Raw genomic sequence first — 26324 nt, forward strand, 5'->3', positions numbered from 1 at the left:
GTGCTGGTGCCGTCTCGATCGGCGGGCGGTTCGACGGCGCCTGGCGTCACTCGGCAGTGACGGAACGCCCCGAAGGACGTACTCACGGTAAGCGTCGTGACCGGCCCGTGACAATGCCCTGAATGACATTCGTGTAATTCCGCCCGCGGCTGTCACACCAGCCCCACCGCGGCACTCCGGCCCCGCCAGCGTACCGCCGGGCCCACCCCGCGCCCGGCCCACCGGCCGGGGTCCGGTTTCGCAGCCGCGCCGCGGGACCACTACCCATGGATGGAGCGGAGCGGTCGGCTGCGGGCCGTCGCCCGCGGCGTCGTCCCGCTCGCCCGCGAGCGGCTGGTGGGCCGGGACCTCGCGCTCATCGCCGCCGGGCTCACCTTCTACGCCGGCATCGCCGTCGTGCCGCTCGTCGTGCTGGCCTTCGGGCTCACCGCGTGGCTCACCTCCCCGGAACGGGTGGCCGAGCTCGGCCGGCAGCTCGCCGGGCTGCTGCCCGGCGAGCTCGGTGCACCCGACGCGGTCGCCCGGCTGGTGGAGGCCGGCGCCGGGCTGGACGTGATCGGGGCGCTGCTGGCGCTGCTGCCCATGTCGCTCTACGGCGAGGGGCTGCGCCGGGCGCTGCTGCGCTTCAGCTCCCGCTCCGAGGGGCTCACGGGCTGGCGCGGCCGGCTGGCCGCCCTGCCGCTGCTGGTGGTCGCACCCGTCCTGCTCTACCCCCTGCTGCTGGCCACCGGCCTCATGGCCGAGCTGGCCGACCGGGGCGGGTTCGCCGCGACGGTGGGGCAGGTGGCCGTGGGCTTCTACTCGGTCCTGATCGCCCTGACGCTGCCGCTGGCCTGGGGCTTCCGGGTGGTCGGCGGTGGCCGGGTGCGCTGGCCGGCGCTGACGGTGGGCGCGCTGTTCACCGCCGCCTGCCTGTCGGGCTTCCTCCAGGGCTTCGTGCTCTTCCTGGCCCTCCCCCTGGACCTCGGCGCCCCCTTCGGCGGCCTCGACGTCGTCGGCGGGGTGGTGGCGATCGGGCTGTGGCTGTTCGTCCTGCACCTGGTGCTGCTGTGCGGCTGGCTGGTCACCCAGGCCGTGGACCAGCTCCTCGACCCGCGGTCAGCGGCCGGCCGGCCGGCCGGGGAAGCGGTCGAGCCACGAGGCGACACCCCATGAGCCCTCCGCCGGGACGGGGCCCTCGTCCGGCGGCACCGGGCCGGGATCGGGCGGCGGCGGGGCGGGAACGGGTGGTGCGACCGGCGCGGCCGGCGGAGGCGTCGGCGCGGGTGGTGGCGGAGGGGGCGGCGGCACGTACCGCGCGCCGTTGCTGACCAGCACGGTCACCACCTGGCCGGGCACCGCCCGGGCGCCCGCCGCCGGGCTGGTCCCGACCAGCGAGCCGTCGGGCAGGTCGCTGTCGACCCGCAGCACCTGGTCGACGAAGCCGGCGTCGCCGAGCACCTGCGCGCAGTTCGCCGGCGTGCTGCACCGGGGCATGGGCACGGTGTTCCCCCGGACGACGGCCGGATCCGCCGGCGGGAACGGGGTGCTGCCCCGGGCGGTGAGGATCGGCGCCATGGCGTCGTGCCAGATGGTGGCGCCCTTGCCGCCACCGAAGCCGCCGACGTCCTCGGCCTCCTTGGGGTTGAACACCATGACGCTCGCGGCGATCTCGGGGGTGTAGCCCACGAAGGCCACCGAGACGTTCTGCTGGGTGGTCCCGGTCTTGCCGGCGATCTGGTGGCCGGGCACGTACGCGCGCCAGCCGGTCTGCCCGCCGTAACCGGGCTCGACGTCCTGGCGGAGCATCTGGTTGAGCGTGTTCGCCACCCCGGCCGGGACGGCGTCGGGGGTGCACCGGTCGCCGTCGACCAGCGGGCGGCCGTCGTCGCCGAGCACCGGTTTCCCGGTGCGGTCCAGCAGCGCGGTCACCGGGACGACGTCGCAGCGGGTGCCGCTCGCGCCCAGCGTCGCGTAGGCGTTGGCCAGGTCCAGCGGGCTGGTGGCCTCCGGGCCGAAGGCGAAGGAGCCGTTGTTGCCCTCGATCGTCCGCTGGGCCAGCCCCGCCGGCCCGTGCGCGAACAGGCCCATGCGCTCGGCCATCCGCACCGGCTCGGCCACGCTGCCCAGCGCATCCTCCAGCGCCAGGAAGTAGGTGTTCGAGGACTGGTAGAGCGCGGTGGTGAGGTCCAGCGTGCCGCGGTAGGTGCCGGCGTTGCGGACGTCGTAGGGCCCGCCGGCCTCCTTGTAGACCCGGGAGTAGTAGCGGCTCGGCGTCGTCAGGGTGTACCCGGTGGAGTAGCCGCGGGCCAGCGCCGCGGCGGCGACGAACACCTTGTACGTCGACCCGGCGCCGCGGCTGGGCGCGGCGTTGAGGTTGACCGACTCCTGCCGGCGGTCGTTCTCGTCGTGGCCGAACAGCCGGTTGACGCTCATCGCGAGCAGGTGCCCGGTGCCGGGCTGGACGGCGGTGAAGGTCGCGGCCAGCGAGCTCTCCAGCGGCTGGTTGGCCACCACCGCGGCGTCGCCGGCCCGCTGCAGGGCCGGGTCCAGCGTGGTCTGCACGACGTAGCCGTTGCGCTCGAGGTCCCGCTGGGTGAGCCCGAACTCCCGTTCCAGGTAGGTCTGCACGTAGTCGCAGACGTAGGCCCCGACGGGAGCCTCGGCGCAGCCGCGCGGCGGGGCGGGGGCCGGCGCCAGCCCGAGCGGCGCCGCCGACGCCTCGGCCAGCTGGACCTGGTCGATGTAGCCCTGCTCGGCCATGCGGGCCAGCACCTGGTTGCGCCGGACCGTCGCGCCCTCCGGGTCACCGAACGGGTCGTGCTCCAGGGGGTTCTGCACCAGCCCGGCCAGCAGGGCCGCCTGCGGCAGCGCCAGCGCCGCGGCGTCGACGCCGAAGAACGCCTGCGCGGCGGCCTGCACCCCGTAGGCGTTCTGGCCGAAGTAGACGATGTTGAGGTAGCGGGCGAGCAGGTCGTCCTTGCTGTAGTCGGCCTCCAGGGCCAGGGCCAGCCGGGCCTCGCGCAGCTTGCGGCCGAACGTCTTCTCGGTGGCGGCGTCGCGCTCGGCCTGGGTGGTGGCGGCCTGCAGCAGGGTCTGCTTGACCAGCTGCTGGGTGAGCGTGGAGCCGCCCTCCTCGACCTCCCCGGCGGCGAGGTTGGTGACCAGGGCCCGGGCGGTGCCCTGCACGTCCAGGCCGCCGTGGTCGTAGAAGCGGGCGTCCTCGACGGCGACCAGCGCCTGCCGCATGACCTCGGCGACCTGATCGAGCGGGACCGGCGCCCGGTTCTCCCGGTAGAAGGAGGTGATCACCTCGCCGTCGGCGGCGAGCAGGACGGTGTTGCCGGGCGGCACGTCGAGGGTGAACTCGCGCGGCGGCTCACCGAGCAGCGCGGAGGACTGCCGCGCCGCCAGCGCCGGCCCGCCCACCCAGGGCAGGAGCAGCCCGGCCAGCAGGGCGCCGGCGACCACGATCGAGCAGGCGAGGGCGAACAGCGTGCGACCCGGTGCCCTGCGCGACGCCATGACCCTCCTCCCGAGCTGGGCGGCCAGCTCAGCAGGAAAGATCACCGACCACAATCACCCGCGCGGCGGGCGGGCAACCGGAACCGCACCGTCCGTCACCGCCGACCCGCCCGTCACACCGGCTGTCCGGCGTCCCGCGACAGCGGTGCGGGGAGGTCGCCGCGGTGCAGGACGACCAGGGTGCTCACGGCCCGGGTCAGGACGACGTACAGCCGGTGCAGCCCGCGGCGCTCGGCGGCGACGATGGCGGCGGGGTCGGCCACGACGACCGCGTCGAACTCCAGCCCCTTGGCCAGCGTGGCGGGGACGACGGCCACCCGCCCGGGGTCCTCGCCGTCGTCGGTGAGCCGGGCGGCGGGCAGGCCGGCGGCGCCGAGCAGCGCGACCACCTCGTCGGCGACGGCGTCGGCGCAGACCACACCGATCGATCCGGGCCGCTCCACCAGGTCTGCGACCACGTCGGCCAGCGGCCCGGCGAGCGCCGCCACCGGCCGGACGGCGAGGGATCCCGGCTCGCTGCGCACCGCGGTCGCCGCCGGCAGCCCGGGCGCGATCACCGGGAGGAGCCGGTTGGCGAAGTCGAGCACCTCCGCCGGCACCCGGTAGCCGGTGGTCAGGGGGGTGACCGCGGCGGCGGGCCGGCCGAGGTCGGCCAGCGTCCGGGCCCAGTCGGCGGGCGACCAGGGGCTGGTGCCCTGGGCCAGGTCGCCGAGCACGGTGAGCGAACCGGCCCCCAGCCGCCGGGCGATCGCCCGGCACTGCATGGGCGAGAGGTCCTGCGCCTCGTCGACGACCACGTGCCCGTGGCCCGCGGTGCGCTCCAGCAGCCCGGCCAGCTCGTCGGCCAGCACCGCGTCGGCCGGCGTCCACGGCGCGCTGCGCACCGACCGGGGCACCACCGGCCAGCGCAGCAGCGCCTGCTCGTCGGCGTCCAGCACCCCCCGGGCGGCCCGGGCCAGCCGGTCGGCGTCGCTCCACAGCGCGAAGAGCAGGCCCGCGGCGTCCCAGGCCGGCCACACGCGGTCGCAGAACTCCCGCACCTCGGCGCTGCGCGCGCCGCGCCGCGTCTCGGCGTCGGTCGGGCTGCCGCCGGCGGCCTCCTTCTGCCGCCGCGCGTCCTCGGCGAGCAGCATGGCCAGGCGCTCGCGGCCGGCCGCGTAGTGCAGCAGCTGCTGGTCCTCGGCCGCCCGGCCGCGCCGGCGCAGGTCGTCGACGGCGCGCTTGAGCCGCTCCACGGGCACCCGGTACCGCCGCCCGGCCAGCGGGACCAGGACGTCGTCGACGGGCTTCGCGATCTCCCCCCACAGCGCCCGGCGCAGCACCTCCGCCAGGCGCGCGTCGCCCTTGAGCTCGCCCGCGGCGGCGGAGTCCGCCGCCCGCACCGGCACCCGGGCGGTCAGCTCGGCGACGGTGGCCTGCGCGACGTCGACCTCGCCCAGGGTCGGCAGCACCTGCTCGATGTACCGCAGGAAGGCCCGGTTCGGCCCGACGACCAGGACGCCGGTGCGGGCGAGCTGCCCGCCGTGGGTGTAGAGCAGGTACGCCGCCCGGTGCAGGCCGACCGCGGTCTTCCCCGTGCCCGGCGCGCCCTGCACGCACAGGGACGCCGCCAGGGGCGCGCGCACGATGTCGTCCTGGTCGGGCTGGATGGTGGCGACGATGTCGCGCATCGGACCGCTGCGCGGTCGCTCGATCTCACGGAGCAGGACTCGGCTCGAATGTTCCTCCCGGAGGAACTCCCCCGGTCCGTCGCCGGCCTCGAGCACCTCGTCCTCGTAGCCGGTGAGCTCGCCGCCGGAGAACCCGAACCGGCGGCGGCGCGCGAGGCCGTGCGGATCGGTGGCGCTGGCCTGGTAGAACGGCCGGCTCATGGGCGCCCGCCAGTCGATGACCACCGGGTCGCCGGCGGCGTCGCGGACGTGCCGGCGGCCGATGTGGAACGTCTCGCCGGCGCCGGCGCCGGCGGCGGGCAGCGCGTCGGTGCGCCCGAAGAACGGCGGGACGCCGGGGTCGGCGGCCAGGGCGGCCAGCCGTCGGGCACGGGCGGCGCCGAGGCGCTCGGAGGCCCAGGAGTCGACGCCGGCATCGGTCACGGCGGAGGCGGCGACGCGCATCTCGGCCAGGCAGCCGGCCGCGCGGTCCAGGTGGGCGCGCTCGGCGGCGAGCACGGGGTCCGCAGGGGTGGGATCGGGGACGGTGGTCTCGGAGGGTGTGGAGGGAGACACGGTCGGGAGACGTTACGCCGGGTGCCGGGCCCGCGTCGACGGGTTTGGATGGGGGGGATGCCTGACTCGATGCTGGCCGGCCGGCTGAACGTGCGCACCCGTGAGTTCGTCGTGAAGGAGGTGCCGAAGCCGGCGCCCGGACCGGGCGAGGTGCTGATCGAGGTGAAGGCGGCGGGCATCTGCCTCTCCGACGTGCACCTCATCGAGGGGCAGCTCTCCCCGCTGTTCCTCGCCGGCGACGAGGTGACCCTCGGCCACGAGGTGGCGGGCGTCGTCGCCGAGCTGGGCGACGGCGTGCCCAGCCTGGCCGAGGGGCAGCGGGTGCTGCTGCAGGCCGGGGAGGAGAAGGGCGGCTGGGTGCACACCCGTGGCGTCGACTACGACGGCGGCTGGGCGCAGTACGCCCTCGCCACGGCCGGCACCGTCGTCCCGGTCCCCGACGACCTGCCGCTGGAGCAGGCCTGCATCGTGCCCGACGCGGTGTCCACCCCGTGGGCCTCGATCGTCCGGACGGCGCAGGTGCGGGCCGCCCAGCCCGTCGGCGTCTGGGGCATCGGCGGCCTCGGCGCGCACGCGGTGCAGCTGCTGCGCCTGGCCGGTGCCGCGCCGATCGTCGCCGTCGACCCGGTGCCGGCCGCCCGGCAGCGGGCGCTGGACTTCGGCGCCGACCTCGCGCTCGACCCGGCCGACGACATCGCCGCCCGCGTCCGCGAGCTGACCGGCGGCGCCGGCCTGGCCTTCGCCTTCGACTTCGCCGGGGTCGCGCCGGTGCGCGAGCAGGCGGTGCGCTGCCTGGAGCGCGACGGCGCCCTCGTGCTGGTGGGGCTCACCGACCAGCCGCTGGAGATCCGCAACGGCACCCAGTTCAGCTACTTCGGCCAGCGGATCCTCGGCCACTACGGCTCCGAGCCCGCCCACGTGGTGGAGCTGGTGGACCTGATCCGGCACCACCGGCTGGACCTGTCGCGGTCGATCTCGGGCACGCTGCCGCTCGCCGACGCCGCGGAAGGCGTGGAGCGACTGGCGCACAAGACGGGCGACCCCATCCGGCTGGTGATCACGCCCTGACCCCTTGCGCCGCGGGTGGCCCGCGGGCGAACCTGCCCGCATGAGTTCCGGACGGGCCGCCCGCGGCGCCCTGCTCGTCGCCCTCGTCGGCGTCCTGGCGGCGTGCGCCGGGGCGCAGGCGGGCGAGGCGCCGGTGCCGGAGGGCGGGATGCGCGTCGAGCTCGTGCCCCCGGGCGAGCCACCGGTCCTCCCCGAACCGCTGCCTCAGCCGGTCCCGGAGGAGATGCTCTCGCTGCCGCCGGTCACCGAGGAGATGACGGTGCTCCTCGAGGAGGTCCGGGTGCGCTGGGGCGAGCACCGCGACCTGGGGCAGTCCGAGATCACCCTGGACCGGTCGGCGGTGATCCTGCGCTGGTACGGGGCACCACCGGCCGAGCTGGTGGCACTCGCCGAGGCGTCCGGCGGCGCGGGTTTCGACGTGCGGATCGAGCAGACCCGCTTCCGCACCACGGAGCTCGTCGAGGAGGCCGGCCGCCTGGTCCGCGAGCACGCCGGTGTGGTCCACAGCGCCTGGCCCGGGAACGACGGCGGCGGCGTCGGGATCGGGCTGGACCCCGCGGTGGCCGGCGACGGCGGCGCCGAAGACCTGGCCCGGCTCGGGATCAGCAGCCGTTTCCCGCTGTTCCCCGAGGTGACGGGCGCACCGGTGGCCGTGAGCGCCGTCGGCTGACGCCGGTCAGGTCCGGTCGCCGGGCTCCACGATGTGGACGTCCACGGCGCGGAACTGCTTCGGCGTCTCCAGCAGGACGACCTTGGTCGGCTCCCCGACCTCCAGCGCCGGGCCGCGGCGCAGGGCGGCCAGCAGGCGCATCCGGGCGTCGGCCAGCACCTCGTCCACCAGCCCCCGGTCGCCGCCGGCGAAGAGCGCGACCACCTCGCCGGCGTGCGGCAGCAGCACCCGGGCGGCGGTCTCCACCGCGTGGTCGACGACGGCGTCGGTCTGGTTGGCGCGGCGCCGGGCGAACCGCTGCTGCGACCAGCCGCCGGCCGCCGTCCGGCCCTGGACCTGCCGGGCGTCGACCTTGGAGACGACCAGCTGGTCGCCGTCGAAGACGCCGACCGCCCACCGGCCGCGGCGGACCAGCAGCACCGCGGCCCTGCGGGGCCGGCCCGCGGCGGCGGTGAAGCTGCCGAGCAGCGGCGTCTCCGGGGTCCAGCCGAAGGGGGCGCGCAGCGCGACGGTGGTCGTGTCGGCGCAGGTGATCCGGAGCCCGTCGGGGGCCGGCGCCACCTCGGTGAAGGCGCCGTGCCGCCCGGCGACGCCGTCCAGCCAGCGGCCCAGCCGCTCCGGCGCCACCCCGAGCTGCCGCCCGCCGCCGGCGGCGGGCCGGGGGCGGGTCACCGGGACCGGAGGGTCAGCAGCCGGTCGAGGACGTCGCCGACCCGCAGGCCGTCGTGCTCGTACTCGTTGGTCACCCAGGTCCGCACGTTGCCGACGGCCTCGGCCGTCTCCAGCGACAGCCCGGCGTCGACGTACATGTCGTCGAAGTAGACCGCGGCGTCCACCGGCACCTCGTTCGCGGCCAGCCGCGCGGGGTCGTACAGCGCGGGGAACTCCGCGTGCTCCGCGAGCGCGTGCGCGGCGGGGCCGAAGGGCCGCAGCGCGGCGATCTCCTCGAACATCCAGGGGTAGATCATCTCGCCGGTGAACGGCAGCGGCCGGCGGCTCCCGTCGAACCCGGGGCCGCGCTCGTCCTGCGCCGCCCACCCGATCGGGCCGGGGCCGGCGGCGTAGATGCTCTCGTGCAGCGCGGCGTAGAGCGGGTTGTCCCAGAAGGAGGTCCGCCGGGCGACCTGGTCGAGGAAGGTGTCGGTCAGCTCGCCGTCGTCGTCCAGCGCCTCCTCGAACAGCCAGTGCAGCTCCTCCGCGCCGGCCTGCGTGCCCAGGACCTGGCCGGTGGTCTGCAGCCGGCGCACCGAGAGCCGGTCCCCGTCGGGCAGCACGGCCTCCCCGGAAGCCAGCCGGTCGGCGACGGCGGCGACCCGCGCCACGTCGCCGGGGTAGCGCTCGTAGAAGCGGCGGGTCTTGGCGGCCACCCGCGGATAGGTGCGCCGGTAGACCTCCCGGCCGTCGGCCGCCAGCCCCGCCAGCCCACCGGTGACGAGGCACCGGTCCAGCCCCTCGGGTGCCCGGGACAGGTACGTGAGGGTGATGAAGCCGCCGTAGCTCTGGCCCAGGGTGGTCCAGCGCCGGCCGCCGTAGAAGGTGGCCCGCACGTGCTCGGCGTCGGCGACGATCGAGTCCGCCCGGAAGGCCAGCAGGTGCGCCGCGGCGGCGGCGGGGTCGGCGAAGGTGCCCATCTGCCGGCCGGTCACCCGCGAGCTGCGCCCGGTGCCGCGCTGGTCGAGCAGCACCACCCGGAACTGGCGGAGCGCGCGCTCGATCCAGTCGCCGCGGGTGGGCCGCGGCGACTTCCCGCCCGGGCCGCCCTGCAGGAAGAGCAGCAGCGGGAGGTCCTCGTCGCGCCGCTCCGGATCGACCAGCTCCCGCACGAACACCGAGATCGTCCCGCCGTCGCCGCCGTCCCAGTGCAGCGGCACGGGCACCGACCGGTCGCGGACGTGCGCGCCCGGGATCGTGTACTCCTGCACGGGCCGGCCGCTCAGCCGGCGAGCGCGGGCTCGGCGGCGTGCTCGGCGGGCACGTGCAGCAGCCGCTGGAACACGGCGACGACGATCGCGGCGACCCCGGCGGCGACGACCGCCACGACGAACGCCATGTTGGCCCCGGCGACGTCGACGATCTTGCCCGCGGCCGAGGCGCCCACCGCCACGCCCAGGCCCAGCGCGGTGCCGATCCAGGTGAACGCCTCCGTCACCGCCGACCGGGGGACCAGCAGCTCGGCCAGGGTGAACGAGCTGATCAGCGACGGCGAGACCGCGATCCCCGCGACGATCACGAACGGCACCATCACCCAGATGTCGTCGATGAGCAGCAGCGGGACCACCAGCACGGTGAGCAGGCTCAGCGCCCCGACCAGCCGCAGCCGGAGCGGCAGCCGCCAGTGGATGGCCCCCCAGCCGATGCCGCTGGCCATCGACCCGACCGCCAGGCTGGCGATGAGGACGCCGGAGAGCGGCATGGCGTCACGCTCGTCCGCGAACGCGACCAGCGCGATCTCCAGCGTGCCGAGGATGGCGCCCACGGCGGCCCCGACGACGAACAGCACGCGCAGACCGGCGGTGCGGATCGCCGAGGGGCCCTGCCGGCTCGCGTGCCCGTGCGGCTCCGGCTCGGTGCGGCGCTGGGCGGCGAACAGCAGGCTGCCCACGGTGGCGAGGGTGAACGCCGTGACCACCCCGGAGGTGGCGTGGCCGGTGGTGGACAGGAACGTGACCAGCACCGGGCCGACGATGAAGACGAACTCGTCGACCACCGACTCCATCGACAGCGCGGTGTGCAGGCGGTGGCTGCCGCGCAGCAGGTGGGTCCAGCGGACGCGGATCATCGAGGAGACCGGCGGGATGCAGGCCCCGGCCAGGCCGGCCGAGGCGAAGACGATCCACAGCGGCCAGGCCTCGCGCACGGAGAAGAGGAAGACCACGCCGGAGGCGACGAAGACGGCCAGCACCGGCAGCAGCACCCGCCGCTGGCCGTGCGTGTCGGCCCACCGCCCCAGCAGCGGCCCCGCGATCGCCGTCGTCACCGCACCCATGGCGGCCACGGCGCCGCCGAGTCCGTAGGAGCCGGTCTCCGACGCGACCAGGAGGACCGAGCCGAGCCCGACCATCGAGAGGGGCAGCCGGCCGACGAACGCGGCGAGCACCATCGGCAGGGCATGCGGGGTCCGGAGGACCTGCACGTAGGGATTCGCCACGGACGGAGATGCCTCCGGAAGTCAGGAAGGGCCGTCGCCACGCTAACCGACACCGTCGCGTCCCGCCGTGACCGCGGACCACGCGCCCCATCGTGATCAGGCCACCTGATCGACAGAGGTCCTGGCTCAGCACCGGTGGTGAGCCAGGACCCGTGACGACCAGGTCGCCTGATCATCGGGGGGCTGGGACCGACGGGGAGGGCCCGCACCGAGGCTGCGGTGCGAGCCCTCGACGTCGGTTCAGCTGAGGCGGCTCTTCAGGATCTCCAGTTCGTCCCACATGGTGCTGGGCAGCTTGTCCCCGAACTTCTCGAACCACTCGGTGATCTGCGGGATCTCCTCGCGCCACTCCTCGGGCTCGACCGCGAGCGCCTTCTCCACCTGCTCGGGGGTCATGTCCAGCCCCGAGACGTCGAGCGCGTCGGGGGTGGGCACGTGCCCGACCGGCGTCTCGACGGCGGCGGCGGTGCCCTCGATGCGCTCGATGACCCACTTGAGCACCCGGCTGTTCTCGCCGAAGCCCGGCCACAGGAAGCCGCCGTCGGAGTCCCGCCGGAACCAGTTCACGTAGAAGATCTTCGGCAGCTTGGTGGCGTCGGCCTGCTTGCCGGTGTTCACCCAGTGGCCGAAGTAGTCACCGGCGTTGTAGCCGATGAACGGCAGCATCGCGAAGGGGTCGCGGCGGACGACACCGACGGCGCCGGTCGCGGCGGCGGTGGTCTCCGAGGAGAGCGTGGCCCCCATGAAGACGCCGTGGTTCCAGTCCCGCGCCTCGCTGACCAGCGGGATCGTGGTCTTGCGACGGCCGCCGAACAGGATCGCCGAGATCGGCACGCCCTTCGGGTCGTCGTACTCCGGCGCCAGGATCGGGCACTGGGTGATCGGCGTGCAGAACCGGCTGTTCGGGTGGCTGGAGAGCTCGTCGGACTCCGGCGTCCAGTCCCGGCCCTTCCAGTCGGTCAGGTGGGCCGGCGGCTCGTCGGTCATGCCCTCCCACCAGATGTCGCCGTCGTCGGTGAGCGCGACGTTGGTGAAGACCGAGTTGCCCTTGTCGATCGTGCGCATGGCGTTGGGGTTGGTGTCCCAGCCGGTGCCCGGCGCGACGCCGAACAGGCCGTACTCCGGGTTCAGCGCGTAGAGCCGCCCGTCCTCGCCGAAGCGCATCCAGGCGATGTCGTCGCCGAGGGTCTCGACCTTCCAGCCGGGGATGGTCGGCTCGAGCATCGCCAGGTTGGTCTTCCCGCAGGCCGAGGGGAAGGCGGCGGCGATGTAGTAGACCTTCTGCTGCGGGTTGGTGAGCTTGAGGATGAGCATGTGCTCGGCCAGCCAGCCCTCGTCGCGGGCCATGGCCGAGGCGATGCGCAGGGAGTAGCACTTCTTGCCCAGCAGCGCGTTGCCGCCGTATCCGGAGCCGTAGGACCAGATGGCCCGCTCCTCGGGGAAGTGCACGATGTACTTGGTGTCGCTGCACGGCCAGGGGACGTCGGCCCGACCGTCCTCGAGCGGGGCGCCGAGGGAGTGCATGGCGGGCACGAACGGGCGGTCGGTGCCCATGGCCTCGAGGATGGCGCTGCCGATGCGGGCCATGACCCGCATGGAGACCACGACGTACTCGGAGTCGGTGAGCTCCACGCCGAACATGGGGTTCTCGGCCTCGACCGGGCCCATGCAGAACGGGATGACGTACATCGTGCGGCCGCGCATGGAGCCGCGGTACAGGCCCGTCATGATCGACTTCATCTCGTCCGGGGCCATCCAGTTGTTCGTGGGCCCCGCGTCGGCCTCGTGGACCGAGCAGATGAAGGTGCGGTCCTCGACGCGCGCCACGTCACTGGGGTCGGAGGCGCACCAGAAGGAGTTGGGCTTCTTCTCCAGCCGGGTGAACGTGCCGGCGTCGACCAGCTTCTGGGTGAGCCGCTCCCACTCCTCGTCGCTGCCGTCGACCCACACCACCTGGTCCGGCGTCGTCAGCTCGGCCATCTCCCGCACCCAGGCGAGCAGCCGGGCGTGCGTCGTGGGGGCGTTCTCCAGACCTGGGGTGGCCACGGAAGTCACGGCGTCTCCATCCTCATGGGGTGCCGGGCGGAGTCCGCTCCGGCGGTGGTGCGTACGTACCGCGGTCGCGGGGGCGGCCGACCGGGATCGGGCCAGGCTACAAGCGCGGCATGCGTCTGTAACCGAGAGAAATGTTACGTCTAGGACGTCTGGCGCTCAGGTCGGAAGACCCTGGTCGGCGGCGGCGTTCACTCCTCTCCGTGGACACTCCCACCCTGGTCGCGCCGCTTCGTCTTCGTGGCGTCACGCTGCGCAACCGCCTCGTCGTCGCCCCCATGTGCCAGTACTCCGTCACCGACGGATTCGTCGGCGACTACCACCTGGTCCACCTCGGCCGGTTCGCCCTCGGCGGCTTCGGCCTGGTGGTCGTCGAGGCCACCGGCGTGACGCCGGAGGGCCGGATCAGCCACGGTGACGTCGGCCTGTGGTCCGACGAGCACGTGCCCGGGCTGGCGCGGGTGGTCGACTTCCTGCACGCGGAGGGGGCAGCGGCCGGCATCCAGCTGGCGCACGCCGGCGCCAAGGCCAGCAGCCGGCGCCCCTGGGACGGCGGCGGACCGGTCACGGCCGCGAACGCCCGCCCGGGCGAGGCCCCGTGGCCGACCGTCTCGGCGAGCGCCGTCCCGGCCGGTGAGGGGTGGCCGGCCCCCACCGCGCTCTCCGCCGAGGGCCTCGCCGAGGTGCGCGACGCGTTCGTCGCCGCGGCCGGGCGGGCCGACGCGGCGGGGTTCGACGTCGTGGAGCTGCACGCCGCGCACGGGTACCTGCTGCACCAGTTCCTGTCCCCGCTGACCAACCGGCGCGACGACGGGTACGGCGGCTCCCGCCCGGAGCGGATGCGCTTCCCGCTCGAGGTCGTCGACGCGGTGCGGGCGGTCTGGCCGGCGGAGAAGCCGCTGCTCGTGCGGGTCTCGGCCGTCGACGGCACCCGCGACGGGATCACGCTGGAGGACACCGTGGCGTTCGCCCGTGAGCTCGCGGCCCGCGGCATCGACGCGGTGGACGTGTCCGGCGGCGGCATCGGCGGTGGGTGGGACCACCCGATCGGCTACGGCTACCGGGTGCCCTTCGCCGCCACCCTGCGCACCGAGGCCGGCATCCCGACGATGGCGGTGGGGCTGATCGTCGACCCGCGGCAGGCCGAGGCGGTCGTCGCCGACGGGCACGCGGACCTCGTCGCCCTGGCGCGCGAGGCCCAGGACGACCCGAACTTCGCCGTCCACGCGATCCGGGAGCTGACCGGCGGCCACGACGCCTACCCGGTGCAGGCCGGGCCGCGGCTGGCCTCCCGCGACCGGCTGCTCGACCGGCTGGGGCCCTGGACCGGGCCCGACCCGGTGCAGACGGACGACCCCCGCTCCCCCCAGCCTTCGCCCGCTCGGCGTGGGCCCCTGGACGGGGGCCGACGGAGCTGGTCTCCGCGGCCGTGACGCAGGACCGTCGCGCGCTCGTCGCCGTCTCCGCGGTCCAGCTCGCCGCCGGCCTGGTCGGCCAGGTGGTCGCGCTCCGCCGGCGTCGCCACTACGACGTCCCCTTCATGACCGGCAGCCCGGACCACGTCGCCCGCGACTCCTGGTGGTTCGGCTCGGCGATCAGCGCGCCGTCCTACATGATCGGCGCACAGGCCTGGGCCCTCGCCCGCCTGCTCCGCGACCCCGCGGACCTGCGGGCGCGGCAGGTCCTCCGCCTGCTCGGATCGGGGATGGTCTGCGGCTACCTGTCCGAGCGGCTCTGCCGGCGACGGGTGACCCCGGGCGGCTTCGACCCGGTGGAGACCCCCGTCGTCCTGGCCGGATGGGCCGGCTCGGTCGCGATGGCGGTGCTCGCCCGCCCTCAGCCGCGGCCGTAGGCGGGGCCGACCTCGGCGAGAAAGGCGTCCCAGTCCGGCGGCGGGGGCGGGTCGCCCAGCTCGGCACCGAGCTTCGCCAGGTACCAGTGCCAGCCCATGGCGAAGTCGGTGACGTCGGCATCCGCGGGGAAGACCTGGACGAACCGGAGGTGGGTCCGCCCGTCCTCGCTCCGGAGGTCGAGGTCCACCCGCCAGTCCTCGGTCTCCTGCTGGGTCCACTCGACCACCAGCCGGCGGGGCGGGTCGCACTCGAGGATCGTCATCGGCTCGCCGACCGGCTCGCCCTCCTCGTGGGTCATGACGAAGGTCCCGGTCGCGCCGACGGCCCGTACGCCGTCGTACCGGCCGATCCAGCGGGCCAGGCGGTCGGGCTCGGTGAGGGCCGCCCACACGTCCTCGATCGGATCGGGCCAGGAGCGGCGGAACTCCAGCCGCTGCCGCCCGTCCGCCTCCGTGGTGACGGTTCCCCGCCGGGTGTCCAGGTCTTCGGTCATGCCGGGTCTCCCTTGCGTCGCGCCCGCCGACCGCGGGCGATCTCGGTGTCCAGTGCGTCCAGGCGCTGGGCCCACAGGTCGCGGTAGGGCTCCAGCCACTCGTCGAGCTCGCGCAGCGGCCGGGGATCCAGCGCGTAGAGCCGCTGCCGGCCGTCGCTGCGCACCCGGACCAGGCCCGCCTCCCGCAGCACCCGCAGGTGCCGGCTGATGGCCGGCCGGCTCACCGGGAAGCGGGCCGCCAGCTCACCGGCGGGCACCTCCCCCGCCGCGAGCAGGGCGACCAGCTCCCGACGGGTCTCGTCCCCGAGCACCTGCAGCGCCTCCACGGGTAATGCGTAACACCTGGGTTACGCATTCGTCCAGGGGTTCGGGCGCCGCGCGACGGGAAAGGAGTGCGGCATGACCGTCACCGACCCCGACGTGCCCGACCCGCTGAACGATCCGCGCACCACCCAGGCCGACCCCGGCGCCTACGGCGAGGGCGCCGACCTGGCGTCGACCGTGGACGACCCGGCCGCCACCGGCGAGGAGGAGCTGGCCACCAGCCGGACGCTCTCCGACGAGGCCGGGGGCGGCGACGTCACCGGCGGCGCGTTCTCCGAGGGCCCGAAACCCTGAACCGTCATGTGACGGATCGGTCCGACCCGGGTAGCGGGCAGGGCGACCGCACCACCCGACGCGAGGAGGCACCATGGCCACCGGTGAGACCGGCTTCGAGGACGTCTACTACGACCTCATCTCCGTCCAGTACCACTCGCTGAAGGCCGGGCACGACTACGGCCAGTACGTCCGGGACGCCGAGAACGCGGGGCTGGACGACGTGGCGAGCTTCTTCCGCGAGGTCATGGAGCAGGACTCCGCCCGCGCCCGGCGCTGCCACGAGTTCCTCGGCCGCCTGCAGGGCACCGAGCAGGGGGGCCCGGCGGCCCAGTAGGACCCAGGCTCCGGATGCCGCGCCCGCGTCATCCGGAGCCACCTCCCGTCCGACCTGTCGGGCGGGAGGACCGGCTCAGCTGGTGAGCAGGCGCATCATGGAGTCGACGAACGCCGCGGCCTGCTCTCCCCGGGGAAGCGCGCCCGGAGTGCTCCGCACGAGCGTCGAGTACCCGAGGTACGACGTGTACGCCAGGACCGCGCGGTGCCGGGCCTCCCCCTCGCCGAGGCCGGCGGCCACCAGCTCCTCGGCGAGGTAGTCGATGCGGCGGCGCGTCACCCTCTCGAGGACTTCCTCCACCGCTGGATGACCGGCGGCGGCAGCCAGCCCGATGCTGCGGTCGGGCACTTCCCCATGCGTCACGAAGATCGCCGTGATGAGCTCCCGCAGGCGGGAGCGACCGCCGGCCAGCGGCCCCAGCATGGCGATGACGGCGTCGGTCTCCTCGTTCTCCCACCGTTCGAGCGCCGCGCTGATGAGCTCCTCGCGGTCGCGGAAGTGCCAGTAGAAGCTGCCCTTCGTGGTGCCGAGCGACTTCGCCAACGGTTCGATGGCAAGCCCCGCCACGCCGCGCTCACCGAGGACCTCCAGTGCTGCTCGCGACCAGCTGTCCCGGTCGAGCCGCTGTTCCCGCACCACATCCGTACGGTACCGTACGGACGGGACCATACGGTCCCGTATGGAAGGCGGTCGCCATGCACCTCCACAACGTCCACGAACGCTTCGTCCCGGCTGCGCCCGAAGCGGTGGGAGCCGCCCTCGACACCCTCGGCGGAGCCGACGACGCGATCTGGCCCCGCGACCACTGGTGGCCGATGGAGCTCGACCGCCCGTTGAGCGAAGGCGCCGTGGGCGGGCACAGCGACATCCGCTACGCCGTCCAGACGTACGAGCCCGGCCGCCGCGTCGTGTTCCGCTTCGATCCCGCCTGCGGGATCGAAGGCACGCACACGTTCGACGTGCAGCCCCGGCCGGGCGGCGCGCTGCTGCGCCACGACCTGACGGGCCGCACCGTCGGCACGACCCGCCTGCTGTGGCCGTTGGCGATCCGCGCGGTCCACGACGCCGTCGTCGAGGACGCGTTCGACCGCGTGCACGAGCGGTTCGTGCCCGGACGGCAGCGCACACCCTGGTCGCCCTACGTCCGGCTGCTCCGCCGGATGGCCGGCCTCACCCGCGGCGCCGGCCACGTACGGGCCGTGGCACCGCCCACGGACGGCCTGCTCGCCGGGCTCGCGCCGGACGTCGCCGACTCGTTCGCCGTCGCGCTGCACCCCGGCGCACCCACCGACGTCGAGGTCTGGCGACGACGCATCTTCGCGTCCCCACCGCGGATCGTCCGACGACTGCTGCGGCTGCGCGACCTCCTGGTACGCCCCCTGGGGCTGCGCGCGGCCTCCGGGTCCGACCCGCTCGAGGGCTTCCCGGTGCTGGGCCGCCGGGAGGACGAGGTGCTCATGGGTCTCGACGACCGGCACCTGGACTTCCGCGTCAGCGTGCGCCTGCGGCGGTCCGACGATGCGGACGACGCCCTGCTGCTCACGACGACGGTGACCTTCCACGGCCCGCTCGGCCGGCTGTACTTCGCGCTCATCCGCCCCTTCCACCGCCGGATCGTCCCGGCGATGCTGCAGTCCGCCGTCACGCAGGGGACAGGCCCCGCCGGGCAGTAGCCGGGCCATGATGCGGGGATGATCTCGACCCCGCTGACCTCGCACTTCGGCCTCACCACGCCGGTCATCGGTGCACCCATGGCCGGCGTGGGGGGAGGCGAGCTCGCCGCCGCGGTCTCGGCCGCGGGCGGCCTGGGGATGATCGGCGTCGGGAGCGCCGCGACCGCCGAGTTCGTGGAGCAGGAGTGCGCCCTCCCCCGGGGGCGGGGGCTGCGCTTCGGCGTCGGCCTGATGGCGTGGGCGCTGCCCGACCGACCCGACCTCCTGGCGGCGACGATCGCCGCCCGCCCGGACCTGGTGTCGGTGTCGTTCGGCGACCCGGCGCCCTACGTCGGCCCGCTGCGCGACGCCGGCATCGCCGTGGCCGGCCAGGTGAACACGATCGACGACGGGCACCGCGCCCAGGCGGCGGGGGTGGACCTGCTGGTGGCCCAGGGCAGCGAGGCCGGCGGGCACACCGGGCACCGCGCCACCCTGCCGCTGCTGCAGGAGGTGCTGGCCCTCGCCGACCGGCCGGTGGTCGCCGCCGGCGGGATCGCGACCGGGCGCGGCATGGCCGCCGCCCTCGCCGCCGGGGCCGCCGGCGTGTGGATCGGCACCGCGCTGCTGGCCTGCCCGGAGGCGCTGAACTCCCCCGCCGCCCGGGCCCGGGTGCGCGCGGCCGCCGGTGAGCAGACGGTGCTGACCCGGGCGTTCGACGTGGCGCAGGGGCTGGCCTGGCCCGAGCGGTGGCCGGGGCGCGCCCTCGTCAACGACTTCTCCCGGACGTGGCACGGCCGGGAGGCGGAGCTGCGCGCCGATCCCGAGGCGTGCGCGCGGGTGGCCGAGGCGCGGCGCACCGACGACCTCGAGCAGCAGCCGCTCTACGCCGGTGAGGCCGTCGGCCTGGTCACCGTCGAGCGCTCCGCCACCGAGGTCGTCCGGGAGATGACCGCGGAGGCGGAGGGGGCGCTCCGGGCGGTGGCGACCCTGCTCGGCTAGACCGAGCAGGTGCCGTCGGCGCAGCCTTCGGCGGCGGGGACCGTGATCAGCGGGTTCGCGTCGGCCCAGGCCCGCTCGAGTATCTGCAGCAGCAGCTCGGCCGGCTGGGCGCCGGCGGCGCCGTACTTGCGGTCCACGACGAAGAACGGGACGCCGGTGGCGCCCAGTGCCTGCGCGGTGGCGCCGTCCTGGCGGACCGCGGCCAGGTAGCGCCGGTCGGTCAGCGCCGCGCGCACCTCGGCCTCGTCGAGCCCGACCTGGACGCCGAACGGGACGAGGGACTCGACGTCGAAGACCGGGCGACCCTCCTCGAAGTAGGCGTGCAGCAGGAGCTCCTTGAGCTCGTTCCGCCTGCCGTGCTCCGCGGCCAGGTGCAGCAGCTCGTGGGCGAGCAGCGTGTTGCCGCTGACGGCGTCGGCCAGGGAGTACTCCAGCCCCTCACCCGCGGCGACCTGCTCGACCTGCGCCATGTTCTCGCGCATCTGCTCCACGCCGCTGCCGTACTTGGCAGCCAGCGCCGGCAGCGTCGGGTGCGTCTCGCCCTCGGGGACCGACGGGTCGAGCTGGAAGGAGCGCCACACGACCTCGACCTGGTCGCGGTGCGGGAACATCTCCAACGCGGACTCCAGGCGGCGCTTGCCGATGTAGCACCACGGGCACACGACGTCGGACCACACCTCTACCTGCATGCCGCGCGACAACCTCCATGCTCTCTCGAGCATTCCGGGCGTCAGGAAGCGTCGGCGACGACGTGCTCGCGGCCGACGCGGATGACCTCGTCCAGCCGCTCCCGGGCCCGGGTGAGCTCGGCGATCTGCCCGTCGATCCGGTCCCGCTGCTCCAGCAGCCGGGCCATCATCGCGGGCGTGGCGGTGCCCGTGTGCACGCACGGCAGGAGTTCGAGGACGTCCTTGCTGGTCAACCCGGCGGCATAGAGCAGCTGGATGAAGTGCACCCGGTCGACGGCGTCCTCGGGGTACCTGCGCTGCCCGCTCGGGCTGCGCGGCGCCGCCAGGAGCCCCTGCTCCTCGTAGTAGCGCAGCGCCCGGACGCTCACGCCCGAACGCGCGGCCACCTCACCGATGCGCAGCACCGGACCTCCTCGGGTCATGGGGCTCACACTTGCCTCTGACGTCAACGTCAGGTCCTAGCGTCCTCGCCGACCCGCCAGGACACAAGGAGAACAACCATGGACATCACCGGATCGGTCGCTCTCGTCACCGGCGCGAACCGCGGCCTGGGCCGCGCCTTCGCCCAGCAGCTGCTCGAGCGCGGGGCGGCGAAGGTCTACGCGACCTCCCGCCGTCCCGAGCTCGTCGACGTCCCCGGGGTGGCGGTGCTGCCGCTGGACGTCACCGACCCGGAGTCGGTCGCCGCCGCGGTCGCGGCCGCCGGTGACGTGACCCTGCTGGTCAACAACGCCGGCATCACCACCGGCTCGAACCTGGTCACCGGCGACCTGACCGAGATCCGGCGGGAGATGGAGACGCACTTCTTCGGCACGCTGGGCGTCATCCGGGCGTTCGCGCCGGTGCTCGCCCGCAACGGCGGGGGCGCGATCGCCAACGTGCTGTCCGCGCTGTCCTGGTTCTCCACCGCCGGCGCCAACGCCTACGCCGCGGCCAAGGCGGCGGAGTGGAGCCTGACCAACGGCGTCCGGATCGAGCTCACCGGGCAGGGCACGTCGGTCACCGGGATCGTGCTGGGCGCGGCCGACACCGACATGATGGCCGGCTACACCGGCCCGATGACCGCCCCGGCCGACGTCGTCCGGGCCGCGCTCGACGGCGTCGAGGCCGGCGCGTGGGAGGTGCTGGTCGACGACTGGAGCCGGGGCGTCAAGGCCGCACTGGCCGCCGACCCCCGCGAGTTCTACGCCCCGACGACCGCCTGACGCCGGCGGTCGGCGTCACCTGACCGGCGGGTGGACGCCGACGCGGGCCCGGCCGTCGCCGGGCGTCGCGGCGGGCTCATGCGCCGGGGACGGCGTGCCGTCCCCGGCGCAGGGGATCAGCGGACGCCGACGAGGTCGACGACGAAGACCAGCGTCGCGCCGGGCTTGATGACGCCACCGGCGCCGCGCTCGCCGTAGGCCTTGTGCGACGGGATGGTGAGCCGGCGACGGCCGCCGACCTTCATGCCGACGATGCCCTCGTCCCAGCCCTGGATGACCATGCCGACGCCGACCCGGAACTCCAGCGGGTCGCCGCGGTCCCAGGAGGCGTCGAACTGCTCGCCGCCGTCGTGGGTGACGCCGACGTAGTGGGCGCTCACCAGGTCGCCGGCCTTCGCCTCCGCGCCGTCGCCGACGACGAGGTCCTCGATCACCAGGTCGTCGGGTGCCGGCCCGGTGGGCGGCTCGACGTCCGGTCGGGTCAACTCGGCCACGGTTCTCCTCCCCGCGCCGGGGCTCTCCCGGCACCGCACCCATCCAAGCAGCGGCCGGCGGAGCCCGCTCAGACGAGGTCGAGCCGCTCTCCGGCCGACGGCGCGAGCGGCGGCGCCTCCGGGAGGACGTCCAGCGGGTGGGCGAGCTCGTCGGCCGGCATCCGCGCCACCACGATGGTGACGACGGCGAGCACCGCCGGTGCGAGGCCGCCGACGACGAAGGTGGCGGTGAGCCCGATCAGCTCGCTGACCGGCCCGGCCAGCGCCATGGACAGCGGCATGAAGGACAGCGACAGGAAGAAGTCCAGGCTCGAGACCCGCCCCAGCAGGCCGGCCGGCACCCGCCGCTGCAGCAGCGTGCCCCAGATGACCATGCCGGCCTGGAACGTGGCGCCCATGACCGCACCGGCCACGAGCATGACCCAGAGGTCGGTGGTGAACCCGAAGACCACCAGCGGGACGCAACCCAGCCCCCACAGCAGGACCATCACCGTGAGGTAGCGGCGCGGCAGCCGGAGCGAGGCCACGACCAGCGAGCCCACCGCGCCGCCGATCCCGAAGGCGGCGAGCACGTAGGCGTGCTGGGTCGGCCCGCCACCGGCCGCCTGGATGGCGAACGGGACGAGCACCTCGAAGGGCCCGATGAAGGCGAGCAGCATCGTGGCGGCGAACAGCAGGGTGGCCAGCAGCCACGGCGTCCGCACCATGTAGCCGAACCCCTCGCGGACGTCGGCCAGGAGGCCGGTCACGGGCGAGCGGGCTCCCCCGTCGCGCGGCACGGCCGCGCGGACCGGGAGGCCCGTCACGCACACGGCCGCACCGAACGCCGCGAGCGCGGCCGCCGCCAGCGCGGCGCCCGGCGAGATCGCGGCGACCAGGAAACCGGCCGCGGCCGGCCCGGCGGCATGGGCGAGCACCGGCCGGACGACGCCCTCCAGCCCGTTGGCGGCCAGCAGGTCGCCGGGCGGGACGAGCACCGGCACCAGCGCGGAGTACGCCGGGTAGTAGAAGCCCAGGGCGATGCCGCCGGCGAGCCCGACCGCCGCCAGGTGCCCGAGCGCCAGGACGCCGGTGAGCGACAGCACCGCGACGGCCCCGACGGTGACGCCCTCGGTGAGCGTCACCCCCAGCAGGATGTGCCGCTGCGGGAGCCGGTCGGCCAGCGCCCCGCCGACCAGCGTGCTCACCAGCATGCCGCCCGCCGAGAGGGCGGTGACCAGCGACAGCGCCGCCGGGCCGCCACCGAGGGCCACCACCTGCCACACCACCGCGACCGCCCAGAGCCCGTGGCCGAACAGCGACAGGGCCAGCGAGGTGGCCAGCCACCGGTAGTGGGGGTGCCGCAGCGGCGACAGTGCCCGCGGCACGGCGGTCATGGAACTCCTCCCAGGTCTCGTACCGCCATCCTCGACGACGGGTACGACGATCCGCTCCCGGTTTTCCCGAGGGCGTAGCCGCGCCGTCCGTCGATGGCGCCCTGACCGTGCGGGGGCTGCCCCGGCGTGCTGGGCTGGGGCCATGCCCGTCGAACAGCCCGCGTGGTGGACCCGCGCCGTCGTCTACCAGGTCTACCCGCGCTCCTTCATGGACTCCGACGGCGACGGGATCGGCGACCTCGGCGGCCTCCTGCTCCGGCTGGACCACCTGGCCGACCTCGGCGTCGACGTCGTCTGGCTCTCGCCGGTCTACCCCTCGCCGCAGGCCGACAACGGCTACGACATCAGCGACTACCAGGACATCGACCCGCTGTTCGGCTCGCTGGCGCAGCTCGACGAGCTGGTCGAGGCGCTGCACGCCCGCGGGATGAAGCTGCTCATGGACCTGGTCGTGAACCACACCAGCGACGCGCACCCCTGGTTCGTCGAGTCGCGGTCGTCGACGGACGACCCCAAGCGGGACTGGTACTGGTGGCGGCCGCCGCGCGGGGGCATGGCGCCCGGCGATCCGGGCGCGGAGCCGACGAACTGGCAGTCGTTCTTCTCCGGCCCGGTCTGGGAGCTCGACCAGGCCAGCGGCGAGTACTACCTGCACCTGTTCGACCGCCGCCAGCCCGATCTCAACTGGGAGAACCCGCAGGTCAGGCAGGCGGTGTACGAGATGATGCGGTGGTGGCTCGACCGCGGGGTCGACGGCTTCCGCATGGACGTCATCAACATGATCAGCAAGGACCTCCGAGGCAGGGACGGGGCCGAGGACGGCCACCTGCACGACGGGCCGCCGCTGCCGGGCTCCGCGCTGGGCGACGGCTCGGCGTCCTACCTGTGCGGGCCGCGGATCCACGAGTTCCTGCAGGAGATGCACCGCGAGGTCTTCGCCGGCCGCGACGGCGCCCTGCTCACCGTGGGCGAGATGCCCGGCGTGACCGTGGAGCAGGCCCGGCTGTTCACCGACCCGGCCCGCGGCGAGGTGGACATGGTGTTCCAGTTCGAGCACGTCGGCCTGGACCAGGGGACGTCGAAGTGGGATCTGCACCCGCTGCGGCTGCGCGACCTCAAGGCGTCGTTCAACCGCTGGCAGGCCGGGCTGGCCGACGTCGGCTGGAACTCCCTCTACTGGGACAACCACGACCAGCCGCGCGCGGTCTCCCGCTTCGGCGACGACTCCCCCGAGTTCCGCCGGGACTCCGCCACCTGCCTGGCCACGCTGCTGCACCTGCACCGGGGAACGCCGTACGTGTACCAGGGCGAGGAGATCGGGATGGCGAACTTCCCGTTCGAGGCGCTGGAGCAGTTCCGGGACGTCGAGTCGCTGAACCACCACGTGCAGGCGGTCTCCGCGGGGGCGGACGGTGCCTCCGTGCTGGCCGGCCTGCGGGCGATGAGCCGGGACAACGCCCGCACCCCGGTCCAGTGGGACGACTCGCCGCACGCCGGCTTCACCACCGGCACCCCGTGGATCGCGGTCAACCCCGACCACGCCGAGTGGAACGTCGCCGCCCAGCGGGACGACGAGACCTCGGTGCTCGCCCACCACCGGCGGCTGATCGCCCTGCGGCACACCGACGACGTCGTGGCGCTGGGCGACTTCACGATGCTGCTCCCCGACCACGACGAGGTCTACGCGTTCACCCGCTCGCTCGCCGGGGAGACGCTGCTGGTCGTCTGCAACGTCGGCCGGACGACGTACCGGCTGGCCGAGCTGCTCCCCGAGGCGCCGGCGGCGGAGCTGGTGCTGGGCAACCTGCCCGACGACGACCCGGCCGAGCTGCGCCCGTGGGAGGCCCGGGTCCTGCGCCTGCCGTGAGCGGGCCGCGCCCGGTCCTGACCAGGCGTTGCTCCTCCACCGGACATCCGGGCCGGCGAAATGTCCCCCTGAGGGGCAACGCTCCGAATCCCCAGGCTCCTTACGCTGTACGGGTCACTCCTCCGCGGACAGGTGGTCCATGGCTCCCCGTACCGACCTCGCCGCCCGCTCGGCGCTGACCCGCCGCCGGGTGCTGCTGGCCGCGGTCGACCTCGCCGACCGCGAGGGGCTGGCCGCGCTGACCATGCGCCGGCTGGCCCAGGAGCTCGAGGTGGAGGCGATGTCGCTCTACCACCACGTCGCGAACAAGGAGGCCGTCCTCGACGGCGTCGTCGAGGTGGTGGTCGGCGAGATCGTCACCGCAGTGGCGGGCGTCGGCCCGGACCCGGCGGAGGACTGGCAGGGGGCGCTGCGGGCCCGCATCCTCACCGCCCGCCAGGTGCTGCTGCGGCACCCCTGGGCACCGGAGGTCATCGAGACGCGGACCGCCATGAACGCCGAGATCGTCGGCTACTTCGACGGGCTGCTCGGCATCCTGCGGGCGGGCGGGTTCTCCTACGACCTGGCCCACCACGGCATGCACGCCCTCGGTTCCCGGGCCCTGGGGTTCACCCGCGAGCTGTTCTCCCCGGCCGATCCGGAGACGGGGGGCGCGGAGGCGATGGCGACGCTCGAGCAGCTGGCCGGCACCTACCCGCACCTGGCCGGCATGCTCGCCGACACCGCGCACCAGGACGACGGCGTGCTCGGCTGGTGCGACGACCAGGCGGAGTTCGAGTTCGCCCTGGACCTGCTGCTCGACGGCCTCGACCGGCGCCTCGCCCGGGGCTGAGCGCCCGCTCCCGATGGTCTGGACACCCGTCCATCCGCCCGCTACCTTACGTCGTAAGGAGCCTTACGACGTAAGGGAGTGGTCATGCACGTCCTCGGGATCAGCGCGGCAGCGGTCGTGCTGCTGGCTGCGCTGTTCGTGCAGTCGTTCCGGGCGAAGTGGGGGCCGGTGCAGCGCGCCGTCCGCCGCTTCAACCGCGACGTCACCAACCCCCGCCAGCTCGCGACGGCCGGCCGACCGGGGGCGTACGCGGCGGTGGTGCACCACCGCGGCCGGGTCAGCGGTACCGCCTACCGGACGCCGGCCGTCGCGGTGCCCGCCGGCGACGGGTTCGTGTTCGCCCTTCCCTACGGCCCCGGCGCCGACTGGGTGCGCAACGTGCTGGCGGCCGGCACGGCCACGGTCGAGCACGAGGGCCGGTCGGTCGAGGTGCAGCGACCGCGGCTGGTCGACGAGAGTGAGGCGAACCGGTTCTTCCCGCCGCGTGAGCAGCGGATGCACCGGGTCTTCGGCGTCGTCGACTTCCTGCACGTCGCGGAGGTCGGCCGGTGACGACGACGGAGCTCCCGGTGGCGCCGCCGGAGCCGGACCGCCGCGCGGGGCTGGTCGCCGGCGCGTCCCTCCTGCTGATGGCGGCGCTCGCCGGCGTCGGTTACGGCGCAGCCGTCGGAGGCCTGGTGACCCCGGGCGACCCGGCGCGGACCGCCGCCGACGTCCTCGCCGCCGAGGGCCTGTTCCGCGCCGGCATCGTCTGCCTGGCCGGGGTGGTCGCGCTCGACGTCGTCGTCGCCTGGGCCCTCCACCGCCTCTTCGCACCGGTCGACGCCGGGCTGTCGCTGCTCGCCGCGACGTTCCGGCTGGTCTACGCGGCGGTGTTCCTCGTCGCGATCGGCCACCTGGCGGCCGCGGCCGACCTGCTCGCCACCGACCCGGTGCTCGGCGCGGCCCAGATCGACCGGTTCGAGGCGGTGTGGAGCACCGGCCTGCTGCTGTTCGGCGTCCACCTGGTGCTCGTCGGTGTGCTGGCCGCCCGCTCGGCCTGGAGCCCGCGGCTGCTGGGCACGCTCCTCGTCGTGGCCGGCCTGGGCTACGCGTTCGACAGCGCCGGCGCGGTGCTCTCGGGAGGCTCGTGGCCCACCGTCGCGCAGTTCACCTTCGTCGGCGAGGTGCTGCTGGCCCTGTGGCTCCTGCTCCGCGCCGGGCGGCCGGCGCGGGCAGCGGCCGGCCCCGATCCGGCCCGGTCGCTGCCATGATCACCGC

27 protein-coding genes are annotated in these 26324 nt (G+C 74.7%); 14 read left to right on the plus strand and 13 right to left on the minus strand.

Features of this window, described 5'->3' with window-relative positions:
• The first annotated feature begins 270 nt into the window (after positions 1-270).
• Complete coding sequence (locus BD833_RS09560; protein ID WP_166532901.1) at positions 271-1155, plus strand: YihY/virulence factor BrkB family protein; 885 nt, start codon at positions 271-273, stop codon at positions 1153-1155.
• Here BD833_RS09560 and BD833_RS09565 read toward each other — a convergent pair.
• Positions 1099-3504 (minus strand): penicillin-binding protein, encoded by a 2406-nt coding sequence (locus tag BD833_RS09565; protein WP_166532902.1) that lies wholly within the window; start codon positions 3502-3504, stop codon positions 1099-1101. The two genes, BD833_RS09560 and BD833_RS09565, sit on opposite strands and share 57 nt — an antisense overlap.
• Positions 3505-3617: 113 nt before the next feature.
• Positions 3618-5729: a HelD family protein gene (locus BD833_RS09570; protein WP_243737561.1), complete on the minus strand. Its 2112-nt coding sequence runs from the start codon at positions 5727-5729 to the stop codon at positions 3618-3620.
• Between the two features lie 57 nt (positions 5730-5786).
• Here BD833_RS09570 and BD833_RS09575 point away from each other — a divergent pair, with 57 nt between their 5' ends.
• Both BD833_RS09575 and BD833_RS09580 read left to right on the plus strand, forming a co-directional pair.
• Positions 5787-6797: a zinc-binding dehydrogenase gene (locus tag BD833_RS09575; RefSeq protein WP_166532903.1), complete on the plus strand. Its 1011-nt coding sequence runs from the start codon at positions 5787-5789 to the stop codon at positions 6795-6797.
• Positions 6798-6837: 40 nt separating this feature from the next.
• Positions 6838-7467: a hypothetical protein gene (locus BD833_RS09580; RefSeq protein ID WP_166532904.1), complete on the plus strand. Its 630-nt coding sequence runs from the start codon at positions 6838-6840 to the stop codon at positions 7465-7467.
• Between the two features lie 6 nt (positions 7468-7473).
• On the opposite strand, the gene BD833_RS09585 is transcribed toward BD833_RS09580, so the two are convergent.
• The 4 genes from BD833_RS09585 to BD833_RS09600 all read right to left on the minus strand — a co-directional run bounded on the left by BD833_RS09585 (position 7474) and on the right by BD833_RS09600 (position 12670).
• Entirely contained in the window at positions 7474-8139 is a 666-nt protein-coding gene (locus BD833_RS09585; protein ID WP_166532905.1) for an acVLRF1 family peptidyl-tRNA hydrolase, read from the minus strand.
• Positions 8136-9389 (minus strand): alpha/beta fold hydrolase, encoded by a 1254-nt coding sequence (locus BD833_RS09590; RefSeq protein ID WP_166532906.1) that lies wholly within the window; start codon positions 9387-9389, stop codon positions 8136-8138. The genes BD833_RS09585 and BD833_RS09590 overlap by 4 nt, the downstream gene beginning before the upstream one ends.
• A gap of 11 nt (positions 9390-9400) precedes the next feature.
• Positions 9401-10615 (minus strand): MFS transporter, encoded by a 1215-nt coding sequence (locus BD833_RS09595; RefSeq protein ID WP_166532907.1) that lies wholly within the window; start codon positions 10613-10615, stop codon positions 9401-9403.
• Positions 10616-10855: 240 nt separating this feature from the next.
• Positions 10856-12670 (minus strand): phosphoenolpyruvate carboxykinase (GTP), encoded by a 1815-nt coding sequence (locus BD833_RS09600; protein WP_166532908.1) that lies wholly within the window; start codon positions 12668-12670, stop codon positions 10856-10858.
• A gap of 200 nt (positions 12671-12870) precedes the next feature.
• Here BD833_RS09600 and BD833_RS09605 point away from each other — a divergent pair, with 200 nt between their 5' ends.
• Together BD833_RS09605 and BD833_RS09610 are read left to right on the plus strand one after the other, a co-directional pair.
• Positions 12871-14100 carry an NADH:flavin oxidoreductase/NADH oxidase gene (locus BD833_RS09605; protein ID WP_243737562.1) on the plus strand — a complete coding sequence of 410 codons (1230 nt, stop codon included), beginning with the start codon at positions 12871-12873 and terminating at the stop codon, positions 14098-14100.
• A complete protein-coding gene (locus tag BD833_RS09610; protein WP_166532910.1) occupies positions 14097-14519 on the plus strand; it encodes a hypothetical protein in 423 nt (140 codons plus the stop codon). The genes BD833_RS09605 and BD833_RS09610 overlap by 4 nt, the downstream gene beginning before the upstream one ends.
• Here BD833_RS09610 and BD833_RS09615 read toward each other — a convergent pair.
• Positions 14504-15013, minus strand: a complete 510-nt coding sequence (locus tag BD833_RS09615; RefSeq protein ID WP_166532911.1) for an SRPBCC domain-containing protein — start codon at positions 15011-15013, stop codon at positions 14504-14506. The genes BD833_RS09610 and BD833_RS09615 overlap by 16 nt on opposite strands.
• Positions 15010-15339, minus strand: coding sequence for an ArsR/SmtB family transcription factor (locus tag BD833_RS09620; protein WP_166532912.1), 330 nt, complete (start codon positions 15337-15339; stop codon positions 15010-15012). The genes BD833_RS09615 and BD833_RS09620 overlap by 4 nt, the downstream gene beginning before the upstream one ends.
• A 73-nt stretch (positions 15340-15412) precedes the next feature.
• On the opposite strand from BD833_RS09620, the gene BD833_RS09625 reads away from it, so the two are divergent.
• Entirely contained in the window at positions 15413-15631 is a 219-nt protein-coding gene (locus BD833_RS09625) for a hypothetical protein (protein WP_166532913.1), read from the plus strand.
• A gap of 73 nt (positions 15632-15704) precedes the next feature.
• Positions 15705-15947: an acyl carrier protein gene (locus BD833_RS09630; protein WP_166532914.1), complete on the plus strand. Its 243-nt coding sequence runs from the start codon at positions 15705-15707 to the stop codon at positions 15945-15947.
• 75 nt (positions 15948-16022) lie between these two features.
• Here the strand turns inward: BD833_RS09630 and BD833_RS09635 are convergent, their stop codons facing one another.
• Positions 16023-16586 (minus strand): TetR/AcrR family transcriptional regulator, encoded by a 564-nt coding sequence (locus tag BD833_RS09635; RefSeq protein WP_208092503.1) that lies wholly within the window; start codon positions 16584-16586, stop codon positions 16023-16025.
• A 56-nt stretch (positions 16587-16642) separates the two neighbouring features.
• On the opposite strand from BD833_RS09635, the gene BD833_RS09640 reads away from it, so the two are divergent.
• Both BD833_RS09640 and BD833_RS09645 read left to right on the plus strand, forming a co-directional pair.
• Positions 16643-17620, plus strand: a complete 978-nt coding sequence (locus BD833_RS09640) for a DUF2867 domain-containing protein (RefSeq protein ID WP_166532916.1) — start codon at positions 16643-16645, stop codon at positions 17618-17620.
• A gap of 18 nt (positions 17621-17638) precedes the next feature.
• A complete protein-coding gene (locus BD833_RS09645) occupies positions 17639-18601 on the plus strand; it encodes an NAD(P)H-dependent flavin oxidoreductase (protein ID WP_166532917.1) in 963 nt (320 codons plus the stop codon).
• Here BD833_RS09645 and BD833_RS09650 read toward each other — a convergent pair.
• Entirely contained in the window at positions 18598-19290 is a 693-nt protein-coding gene (locus tag BD833_RS09650; protein WP_166532918.1) for a DsbA family oxidoreductase, read from the minus strand. The genes BD833_RS09645 and BD833_RS09650 overlap by 4 nt on opposite strands.
• Positions 19291-19331: 41 nt before the next feature.
• Positions 19332-19712, minus strand: a complete 381-nt coding sequence (locus tag BD833_RS09655; RefSeq protein WP_243737563.1) for a MerR family transcriptional regulator — start codon at positions 19710-19712, stop codon at positions 19332-19334.
• A 78-nt stretch (positions 19713-19790) separates the two neighbouring features.
• On the opposite strand from BD833_RS09655, the gene BD833_RS09660 reads away from it, so the two are divergent.
• Positions 19791-20495: an SDR family oxidoreductase gene (locus BD833_RS09660; RefSeq protein ID WP_166532919.1), complete on the plus strand. Its 705-nt coding sequence runs from the start codon at positions 19791-19793 to the stop codon at positions 20493-20495.
• A gap of 116 nt (positions 20496-20611) precedes the next feature.
• Here the strand turns inward: BD833_RS09660 and BD833_RS09665 are convergent, their stop codons facing one another.
• Positions 20612-20989, minus strand: coding sequence for an FKBP-type peptidyl-prolyl cis-trans isomerase (locus BD833_RS09665; RefSeq protein WP_166532920.1), 378 nt, complete (start codon positions 20987-20989; stop codon positions 20612-20614).
• A 68-nt stretch (positions 20990-21057) separates the two neighbouring features.
• On the minus strand, positions 21058-22365 hold the full coding sequence (locus BD833_RS09670; RefSeq protein WP_166532921.1) for an MFS transporter: 1308 nt from the start codon (positions 22363-22365) through the stop codon (positions 21058-21060).
• A gap of 142 nt (positions 22366-22507) precedes the next feature.
• Between BD833_RS09670 and BD833_RS09675 the strand changes: the two genes are divergently transcribed.
• The 4 genes from BD833_RS09675 (at position 22508) to BD833_RS09690 (ending at position 26317) form a co-directional block, all read left to right on the plus strand.
• Positions 22508-24232 carry a glycoside hydrolase family 13 protein gene (locus tag BD833_RS09675; RefSeq protein ID WP_166532922.1) on the plus strand — a complete coding sequence of 575 codons (1725 nt, stop codon included), beginning with the start codon at positions 22508-22510 and terminating at the stop codon, positions 24230-24232.
• A gap of 139 nt (positions 24233-24371) precedes the next feature.
• Positions 24372-25064, plus strand: coding sequence for a TetR/AcrR family transcriptional regulator C-terminal domain-containing protein (locus BD833_RS09680; RefSeq protein ID WP_166532923.1), 693 nt, complete (start codon positions 24372-24374; stop codon positions 25062-25064).
• A gap of 84 nt (positions 25065-25148) precedes the next feature.
• Positions 25149-25616, plus strand: a complete 468-nt coding sequence (locus BD833_RS09685) for a nitroreductase family deazaflavin-dependent oxidoreductase (RefSeq protein WP_166532924.1) — start codon at positions 25149-25151, stop codon at positions 25614-25616.
• Entirely contained in the window at positions 25613-26317 is a 705-nt protein-coding gene (locus BD833_RS09690) for a DUF4386 domain-containing protein (protein WP_208092507.1), read from the plus strand. Before BD833_RS09685 ends, BD833_RS09690 begins: the two co-directional genes overlap by 4 nt.
• Positions 26318-26324 lie beyond the last annotated feature (7 nt).

The sequence above is a fragment of the Blastococcus xanthinilyticus genome, from assembly GCF_008124835.1.
GTDB lineage: Bacteria > Actinomycetota > Actinomycetes > Mycobacteriales > Geodermatophilaceae > Blastococcus > Blastococcus xanthinilyticus.